Origin of the sequence: Nocardia wallacei (assembly GCF_029869545.1) — a bacterium.
Classification (GTDB): domain Bacteria; phylum Actinomycetota; class Actinomycetes; order Mycobacteriales; family Mycobacteriaceae; genus Nocardia; species Nocardia wallacei_A.
Genome location: NZ_JARWQD010000042.1, coordinates 1 through 2,774 on the forward strand (window position 1 = coordinate 1; position 2,774 = coordinate 2,774).

Below are 2,774 nucleotides of genomic sequence, written 5' to 3' on the forward strand. Positions count from 1 at the left end.
CTACACGGCCCCGACCTCGGGCGTGTTATACGTCTCCTTGTACTTATTCCGCCAAAAACCATGCGGTAATGGACGGCCCGGCGGTTGTTGCCGGGCGGGGCTTCCCATAGGGCCGCTGTTTATTCGGCGCCCACGATGAACGCCTCGAGCTGGGACCGCGCGACGTCGTCGGCCAGCTGCTTCGGCGGGGACTTCATCAGGTAGGCCGAGGCGGGCAGCACGGGCCCGCCCACGCCGCGGTCCTTGGCGATCTTGGCCGCGCGGATCGCGTCGATGATGATGCCCGCCGAGTTCGGCGAATCCCACACCTCGAGCTTGTACTCCAGGTTCAGCGGCACGTCACCGAAGGCGCGGCCCTCCAGCCGCACGTAGGCCCACTTGCGGTCGTCGAGCCAGCCCACGTGATCGGACGGGCCGATGTGCACGTCGTTCGCGCCCAGCTCCTTCTTCAGGTTGCTGGTCACGGCCTGGGTCTTGGAGATCTTCTTCGACTCCAGCCGCTCGCGCTCGAGCATGTTCTTGAAGTCCATGTTGCCGCCGACGTTGAGCTGCATGGTGCGGTCCAGCTGCACGCCGCGGTCCTCGAACAGCTTGGCCATCACGCGGTGGGTGATGGTGGCGCCCACCTGGCTCTTGATGTCGTCGCCGACGATCGGGACACCGGCGTCGGCGAACTTCTTCGCCCATTCCGGGTCCGAGGCGATGAACACCGGCAGCGCGTTCACAAATGCGACACCGGCGTCGATGGCGCACTGCGCGTAGAACTTGTCGGCATCCTCGGAGCCCACCGGGAGGTAGGACACCAGCACGTCGACCTTCGCGTCCTTCAGCGCCTGCACGACGTCGACCGCCGCGGCGTCGGACAGCTCGATGGTCTCCGCGTAGTACTTGCCGATGCCGTCCAGCGTCGGGCCGCGCTGCACGGTGACCCCGCTCGGCGGCACGTCGGAGATCTTGATGGTGTTGTTCTCGCTGGCGAAGATCGCGTCCGACAGCTCGAAACCGACCTTCTTGGCGTCGACGTCGAACGCGGCGACGAACTTCACGTCGCGCACGTGGTAGGGACCGAACTTGACGTGCATGAGGCCGGGCACGACCGCGTTCTCGTCTGCGTCCTTGTAGTACTGCACACCCTGGACCAGCGAGGACGCGCAGTTACCCACACCCACGATGGCCACGCGAATCTCGCCGCCGTGCTCAGCCTTGTTGACATCACTCATGGCCGGTTTTTCCCTCTTTCTGTGGTGCCGCCTTCATTGACTGCTCCGCTGCAATCAATTCGTTGAGCCAGCGCACTTCGCGCTCGCTTGATTCCAGACCGAGCTGGTGGAGCTGGCGGGTGTAGCGATCCAGGGTTCCGCTGGCCCGTTTGATCGCCTCCCGCAGTCCCTCTCGGCGCTCCTCGACCTGCCGCCGCCTGCCCTCGAGGATCCGCATCCGCGCCTCGGCGGGGGTGCGGCTGAAGAAGGCGAGGTGAACGCCGAAGCCGTCGTCGGTGTAGTTCTGCGGGCCGGTGTCGGCGAGCAGTTCGCTGAACCGCTCCCACCCGGCCTCGGTCAGCTGATAAACCCGTCGCGCCCGCCGCGTGACCGCCCCGGCCGGACTCTCCTCCGCGATCAGCCCGTCGGCCTGCATGCGCCGCAGCGTCGGGTACAGCGATCCGTAGGAGAAGGCGCGGAACGGTCCCAGCAGGCCGGTCAGCCGCTTGCGCAGCTCGTAACCGTGCATGGGCGCCTCCAGGAGCAGCCCGAGAATCGCCAGCTCGAGCACGGGCCTCACCTCCTGACTGTTATGTGCAGACCTAACCGCTAGATGCGATGACAAACTATATCGCGCCGATACATCCGACAACACCCGTCCGGATCCTCGAATTTGTGGGGGGCGCGGGGTCGGTGGGGACCGCTACTCTGGTTGGCGTGCGAATTCAGCGGCAGGTGGTCGACTATGCGCTCCGGCGCAGGTCGCTGCTGGCCGACGTCTATGCGGGCCGAGTGGACGTCGCCGAGGTGTGCGATGCGAACCCGTATCTGCTGCGGGCGGCGAAGTTCCACGGGCGGGGGAGCGAGGTCACATGCCCCATCTGCAGGAAAGAGCAGTTGACTCTCGTATCGTGGGTCTACGGGGAGGGGCTGGGGCCCGTCGCGGGCTCGGCCCGCACACCCGAGGAGCTGATCCGGCTGGCCGAGACCCGCGAGGAGTTCACGGTGCATGTCGTCGAGGTGTGCCGGAGCTGCAGCTGGAACCATCTGGTGCAGTCCTACGTGCTCGGTCACGCACCGGCGCCCACGCGTCGCCGCACCGGCACCCGCCGGACCGCCGCAGAGTAATGGGCACACCAGACTGATATGCGGAGCACAGGCGTGCCCGCCGCGGTCGAGAGCGTCAGGAATCGGAGGCAGCGTGCGTAACCCCGTAGGCTCGCGCACCGATCGCCAGACGAACGACGTCACGACCGCAACGAGCTACCCGGACCGTTTCGAGTTATGGAGATCCACGCTGTGACTTCGCCCTACGACGATGGACCGAACGGCGGCCGCGCCCCGCGCGGCGCGCAACCGCGGCCCGGCGGATACCCACCGCCCCGTCCGGACGGCCCGCCGCCCGGGCGCCCGCTACCACCGGTTCGTCCAGGGCAGGGTCCCGGTGCGGGTCCGCGTGGCGGTGGCCAGCCACCGCGCCGCCCGGGGGCCCCCCCCCCGGGCGCAGAGCGGGCCCCGCCGGGGCCCGGCGGGCCCCGAGGCGGGGGCGTATAAAACAAATACGCCTCCGGCGGA

3 protein-coding genes are annotated in these 2,774 nt (G+C 67.8%); 1 reads left to right on the forward strand and 2 read right to left on the reverse strand.

The window, feature by feature from the left end; genetic code table 11:
• Positions 1–119: 119 nt before the first annotated feature.
• Together QH290_RS02215 and QH290_RS02220 are read right to left on the reverse strand one after the other, a co-directional pair.
• Positions 120–1,220, reverse strand: a complete 1,101-nt coding sequence (locus QH290_RS02215; protein WP_280381829.1) for an inositol-3-phosphate synthase — start codon at positions 1,218–1,220, stop codon at positions 120–122.
• Positions 1,213–1,770 (reverse strand): PadR family transcriptional regulator, encoded by a 558-nt coding sequence (locus QH290_RS02220; RefSeq protein ID WP_280264353.1) that lies wholly within the window; start codon positions 1,768–1,770, stop codon positions 1,213–1,215. The genes QH290_RS02215 and QH290_RS02220 overlap by 8 nt, the downstream gene beginning before the upstream one ends.
• A 146-nt stretch (positions 1,771–1,916) precedes the next feature.
• On the opposite strand from QH290_RS02220, the gene QH290_RS02225 reads away from it, so the two are divergent.
• Positions 1,917–2,327, forward strand: a complete 411-nt coding sequence (locus QH290_RS02225; RefSeq protein ID WP_280381830.1) for a DUF5318 domain-containing protein — start codon at positions 1,917–1,919, stop codon at positions 2,325–2,327.
• Positions 2,328–2,774 lie beyond the last annotated feature (447 nt).